The sequence below is a fragment of the Micromonospora sp. NPDC049580 genome (assembly GCF_040675595.1).
Taxonomy (GTDB): domain Bacteria; phylum Actinomycetota; class Actinomycetes; order Mycobacteriales; family Micromonosporaceae; genus Micromonospora.
This window is the reverse complement of the sequence record NZ_JBFAPG010000436.1, coordinates 1-5,361: the sequence shown is the minus strand read 5'-3', so window position 1 is coordinate 5,361 and position 5,361 is coordinate 1. Positions and strand designations below refer to the sequence as shown.

Here is a 5,361-nt window from a genome sequence, read left to right as displayed (position 1 = left end):
TTCAAGATCCTGCTGGTGCTGGAGTTCGCCCGGCAGGTCGACGCCGGCCAGCTCGCCCGCTCGATCCGCAGCCCGGCGAAGCCGATCGTGGCCGGCACGGCGAGCAGGCTCTCCAGCGCGAGCAGTACCAGCAGGCTCCGGGCGACGGTCCAGTTGGCGCCGAGCAGTTCCTTCCCGACCGCGTCCGGCAGCAGGGCGACCACGATGGTCAACGGCAGAACGGCGGCGGCCACGAGCAGCGCGAGCCGGACAGCCGCCCGAGTCCGCACCGCGCGGGACTCGGCCCGGGTGCGGGCCAACTGCGGCAGGATCAGCGTGGCCGCGGTCGACAGCACCAGGTTGACCGGCCCCAGCAGCGTGCGCCCGGCGCTCAACGCGCCGACCACCGCCGTGCCGGCGACCAACGCCACAGCGGTCAGCGCCAGCTGCGCCGACCCGGTGGTCAGCAGGAACTGCGCACCGAACCCCGCCGCGACGCGGCTCTCGGCGCGGCCGACCCGCCAGCCGGGCACCAGCGCGTACCGGCGCCGGGCCGACACGACCACGCCGATCAGAGCGCCGCCGACGGCCCACAGGGCGAAGACGTACGGCGCGTCGATCACCCGGAGCAGGCCGGCCAGCGCGGCACACCCGGTGAGCACCGCCCAGGCGATCTCCTGGGCCATCGCCGCCGAGGGAGCGCCGATGCCGACGGCGACCGCCTTGGTGTAGTCGTAGAGCACCAACCCGGGCAGGGCGAGGCCCGCGAACAGCAGGTAGGTCGAGCCGTACGCCACGCCGGCCGCGCCGACCAGGGAGCCACCGACGAGGCCGAGCAGGATCGCCCGCCGGGCGGCCGGCGCGACCCCGATCCCGGTGGCCAGCACGGTGTCGGTCACTGTGCTCCGCACCAACCCGGAGCCGACGATGTAGAACGAGAAGGCCAGGGCGAACTGACCCAGCCCGCCGACCGACTCCAGTCGGGTCACGGTGATCGCCAGCAGCAGGTTGCCGCCGCTGGAGAGCCCGCCGACGACCAGCGCGAGCAGCGCCCGGCGACCGGTGCGTGGACCGTCCGGAGCGTCGGCCCGGCCGACGGCGTGCCGGCCGACCGCGTGCCGGCCCACCCGTACGGTCACCGGATCGCGCCGCGGGCGGTGGGCAGTCGGCCGGTGCCCGCGTTCTTGCGGGCCCCGTGCAGGGGGCGGCGGGTGAGCCCCAGGAGGACGAAGACCGGCAGCGCCGCCACCACGTGCTGCAGAAAACTGATGGTGGAGTCCGGGTAGGTGTTGGACCAGAGCAGCGGGTCGAAGAGCACCAGGCAGAAGATGCTCAGCCGGACCGGGCCGGGCGGCCCCCGCCAGCGCAGCAGCATTGCCGCCACCGCGGCCCAGAAGGCGTGCACGGCGACCACGCCGACCGGGCCGTCGAAGAACCAGATGTTGCCCAGCAGCAGGAAGGTGTAGGCCGACGTCGACCCACCGCCGATGTACAGGTTGATCCGCTGCCCGGTGGAGAGCACCGGCCGGTCCGGGTCCAGCACCCGGGGCACCAGCCCGTACCGCAGGTAGTCGGTGACCCCGGGCTGACCCAGGTCGACCGGGACGTCGAAGCCCGCCACCACACTGAGCTGACTGTCCAACCGCAGTCGGTCCGTGGCGGTGACAGTGGTGTCCACCGCGACGCCGCGATCCTCCCGAATGTTGTTGCGGTGTTCGAACACGGCCGGCCAGGCGAGGAAGAGCACCACCGCACAGACCACCAGGTAACGCAGTCGAAAGACGCCGCAGAGCGCTCCGGTGGCAGCCATGAAGAACACCAGCGCGACCAGCGGAGCGGTGACTGCCGTCAGCAGGGCGACGTAGAGCTCCGCGCCGACGAGGACGGCCAGCCAGCCGTGCAGTTTCACCCGCGACAGCCGACCGCTCAGGTGGCTGGCCACCAGCAACGCGAAGCCCAGGGCTGTCCACCCCGAGAAGAGCGTGCTCACCATCGCGAGCGGCCCGTCGGCCAGGTCACCGGCGACCTGGTTGACGATGGTGCCGCGCCCGAGGTGGGCCCCGAGCACGTTGGCGGCGATGCTGGTCAGCGTGACCACGATGGCCACCGGGTAGAGCCGCGGGTACCGGGCGTGGGCGCGCCGGAAGCCCTCCCGCCAGCGCGGGTCGGGCCGCCCGAGCAGCCGCCCGACCGTCTCCACGGCGGCGCTGCCCAGCACCGCGAGCCCGACCAGGGAGACGATGAAGCCGGTCTCCGGATTCCGGTAGAAGACCGCTGTCGGCAGGATGAGCAGCGCGTACGGGGCGAGCACGACGACGGTCACCGGATAGCAGCGGAGCACCCGACCGACGAGATCCCGGTGGGCAGCCGACGCCCTGTCCCTGGTTGGCCGATCCGTCCGCGCCTCGGTTCCACCGGTCGGCCCGCCGGGGTCGAGGGCAGCCCCGGGCCAGGTCATCGCGCGCGCCCCCTTTGGGATGTTGTTGGTCGCTCCTGACCCAACGAACCAACCGACCGGGCGAAACGCCCTTGCGTACGCGGTCGTCGCGGGTCGGCCCGTGCGGCCGCCCAAACTGTGATGAGCTGGGAACATGGATCGGTTCCGGCTCGGGCTGGTGCTCCATCCCACCCGGGACGTGTCCCCGGTGGTGGGCACGATCGTGGCCTGGGCCGCCGAGCACCACGCCGTCCTGGCGGTTCGCGAACAGGACCGGCACCGGGTGCCCGAGCCGGTCCGGGGGGTGCCGGAGGAGGAGCTGGCCGCCGGGTCGGACATGCTGATCGCCATCGGCGGGGACGGCACGATGCTGGGCGCGCTGCGGCTGGCCGTCCACGACCCGAAGCCGGTGCTCGGCGTACACCTGGGCAAGCTGGGGTTCCTCGTGGAGGTCGAACCGCCGGACCTGCCGGCGGCGCTGGCCCGACTGCTGACCGGGGAGTACACCATCGAGGCACACAGCTGCCTGGCCTGCACGGTGTGCGGCGACGACGTCGTCGCGTTCAACGACATCGCGCTGGTCCGCCATCCGGGGCAGGGCTTCGTCAGCGCGAACCTGAGCGTGGACGGGCAACAGTACGGCTACTACCGCTGTGACGCGGTGGTCGTGTGCACCCCGACCGGGTCGACCGCCTACAGCTACGCCGCCGGTGGACCCCTGATCTCGCCGGCGACGCGGGCCGTGGTGGTGACGCCGAGCGCTCCGATGGCCGGCATCTCCCGGTCGGTGGTGCTCTCGCCGGAGGAGACGGTGCGGCTGGACCTGCGGCCCGGGTCCGGGCCGGTCTCGGTGGAGGTGGACGGGCGGGTGATCCGCAACAGGTCGACGACGGGTGCGGTGGAGGTGCACTACCGCCACGGCGCCGGCCTGGTGGTCCGCCTCGATCCGCGCCGCCACCAGGAACGCAATCAGCTCAAGCTGGGGCTGCTGGATCTTCCCCTGTTGCCGGAGCAGCTTCGCGAGTTGCTTCCCGAGAGCCTGCGTCGCCAGCTCGGCCGCCGCGAGGAGCCTCGCCGGTAACGGCACTTTCGTCGGGCTTCCCGACACTGAATCAGACAAACGGTTATGGAAATGTGAAAACCGGATTCCGTGTCGCAAAATCCGTTAAGCAGTTAGGGGACGTGTGTGGCCCCCTGACCTGCCCTGGGTCACCCCCGGCCACGGACAGGACAGGGAGTCGTAGATGCCGCCGGAGATACAACGGGTTGAGCCAACGACATCACCAGCCACCGGCCGGGCCAGGGTGAGTCGTCGTCGGACCGCCGTCTTCCTCGCCGCCGACGCCCTCGGCTGGGTCGGCGGGTTCACGGTCGCGGGCTGGGCGAGGTACGAGTTGGCTCTCACCATCGACCAGGCGGTCAACGCGGTACTGCTCGGCGGCGGGGCCGCCGTGCTGCACGTCGGCGTCAGCGCGCTGCGTCGCATCCGTTCCGGTCGTCAACCCCTCGGCACCGTCGAGGAGGTTCGTGGCCTCGCCGGCACCACCGCCACCACCGCGGCGATCGTCCTCGTCGCCCTTCTCACGCTGGGCGAACGCCCGGTGCCGGCCAGCACCCCGGTGATCGGTGCCGCGCTGGCGCTGCTGCTGATGCTCAGCTGCCGGCTCCTGCACCGCCACCGACGGGACCGTGCGATGCGACCGGACGCCCGCTCGGCCACCCCGGTGCTGCTCTTCGGCCTCGGCGAGGCCGGGCAGGGGCTGGTGCGCGCGATGCTCAGCGACCCGAAGGGCCGCTACCTGCCCGTCGGCGCGCTCGACGACGACCCGGGCAAACACGACCTCCGCATCGCCGGTGTCCCGGTGCTGGGCGGCCGGCAGCACCTCGTCGACGTGATCCGCCGCACCGGCGCCACCACAGTGATCTTCGCGGTGGCCAACGCCGACGCCACGCTGATCCGCGAGGTGCGGGAGGCGACCCTGCGCACCGGCGCAGCGTTCAAGGTCCTGCCACCGGTCCGGGATCTGGTGGATCACCGGATCACTGTCAGCGACGTGCGGGACGTCCAGATCAGCGACCTGCTCGGCCGACGCCAGGTGGTCGGCGACCTGACCTTGGACGACAACGGGCTCACCGGTCGACGCGTTCTGGTCACCGGCGCCGGAGGCTCGATCGGCTCGGAGTTGTGCCGGCAGATCATGCGGGCCAACCCCGGTGAGCTGATGATGCTGGACCGGGACGAGTCGGCCCTGCACAGCCTCCAGATGTCGCTCACCGGACGTGCGCTGCTGGACGGCCCCGAACTCATCCTCGCCGACCTGCGGGACGACGAAGGTATCCGACGCATCATGCGGGAACGCCGCCCCGAGATCGTCTTCCACGCCGCCGCGCTGAAGCACCTGACCCTGCTGGAACGGCACCCGGGCGAGGCGGTCAAGACCAACGTCTGGGGAACGCTCAGCGTGCTGGACGCGTGCCGGGGCGTCGCCCGTTTCGTCAACATCTCCACCGACAAGGCCGCCGACCCGATCAGCGTGCTCGGCTACTCGAAGCGCATCACCGAGATGCTGACCGCGCACGCTGCGGCGACCTACCCGGGCACCTTCCTGAGCGTCCGGTTCGGCAACGTCCTGAGCAGCCGGGGCTCGGTGGTTACTGCCTTCCAACGGCAGATCGAGGCGAGGCAGCCGCTGACAGTCACCGACCCCAACGTGACCCGGTACCTGATGACGGTGCAGGAGGCGGTGCACCTGGTCCTCCAGGCGGCCGCCATCGGCCGCGACGGGGAGGCCCTGGTGCTCGACATGGGCGAGCCGGTCCGGATCGACGACCTCGCCCGCCGCATGGTCATCCCCCTGCGTCCCGGTCACCGGGCGACGACTGCGGCGACCTTGCTGATCGGCTCGGCGAGCGCGTTGATGCCGTCGGAGAGCTCCTTGAGCTCA

At 71.7% G+C, this 5,361-nt stretch carries 3 protein-coding genes and 1 pseudogene; 2 read left to right on the top strand and 2 right to left on the bottom strand.

The annotated features are described in order from the left end of the window. Nucleotides 1–1,118, bottom strand: a pseudogene (locus AB0J68_RS26210) (hypothetical protein); the annotation flags it as partial. Then, entirely contained in the window at nucleotides 1,115–2,302 is a 1,188-nt protein-coding gene (locus tag AB0J68_RS26205; RefSeq protein WP_363940866.1) for a hypothetical protein, read from the bottom strand. The pseudogene AB0J68_RS26210 and the gene AB0J68_RS26205, both read right to left, overlap by 4 nt. 268 nt (nucleotides 2,303–2,570) lie before the next feature. On the opposite strand from AB0J68_RS26205, the gene AB0J68_RS26200 reads away from it, so the two are divergent. Both AB0J68_RS26200 and AB0J68_RS26195 read left to right on the top strand, forming a co-directional pair. Beyond that, the gene (locus tag AB0J68_RS26200; protein ID WP_355067314.1) at nucleotides 2,571–3,497 is read left to right on the top strand and encodes an NAD(+)/NADH kinase; all 927 of its coding nucleotides are present in this window, start codon (nucleotides 2,571–2,573) and stop codon (nucleotides 3,495–3,497) included. Between the two features lie 163 nt (nucleotides 3,498–3,660). Beyond that, the coding region (locus AB0J68_RS26195) for a polysaccharide biosynthesis protein (protein WP_363940864.1) at nucleotides 3,661–5,361 on the top strand (1,701 nt) is incomplete at its 3' end.

Bases quoted from the DNA above. Each gene is read 5' to 3' on its own strand.
- AB0J68_RS26200 (WP_355067314.1), top strand. From the start codon at position 2,571: ATGGATCGGTTCCGGCTCGGGCTGGTGCTCCATCCCACCCGGGACGTG.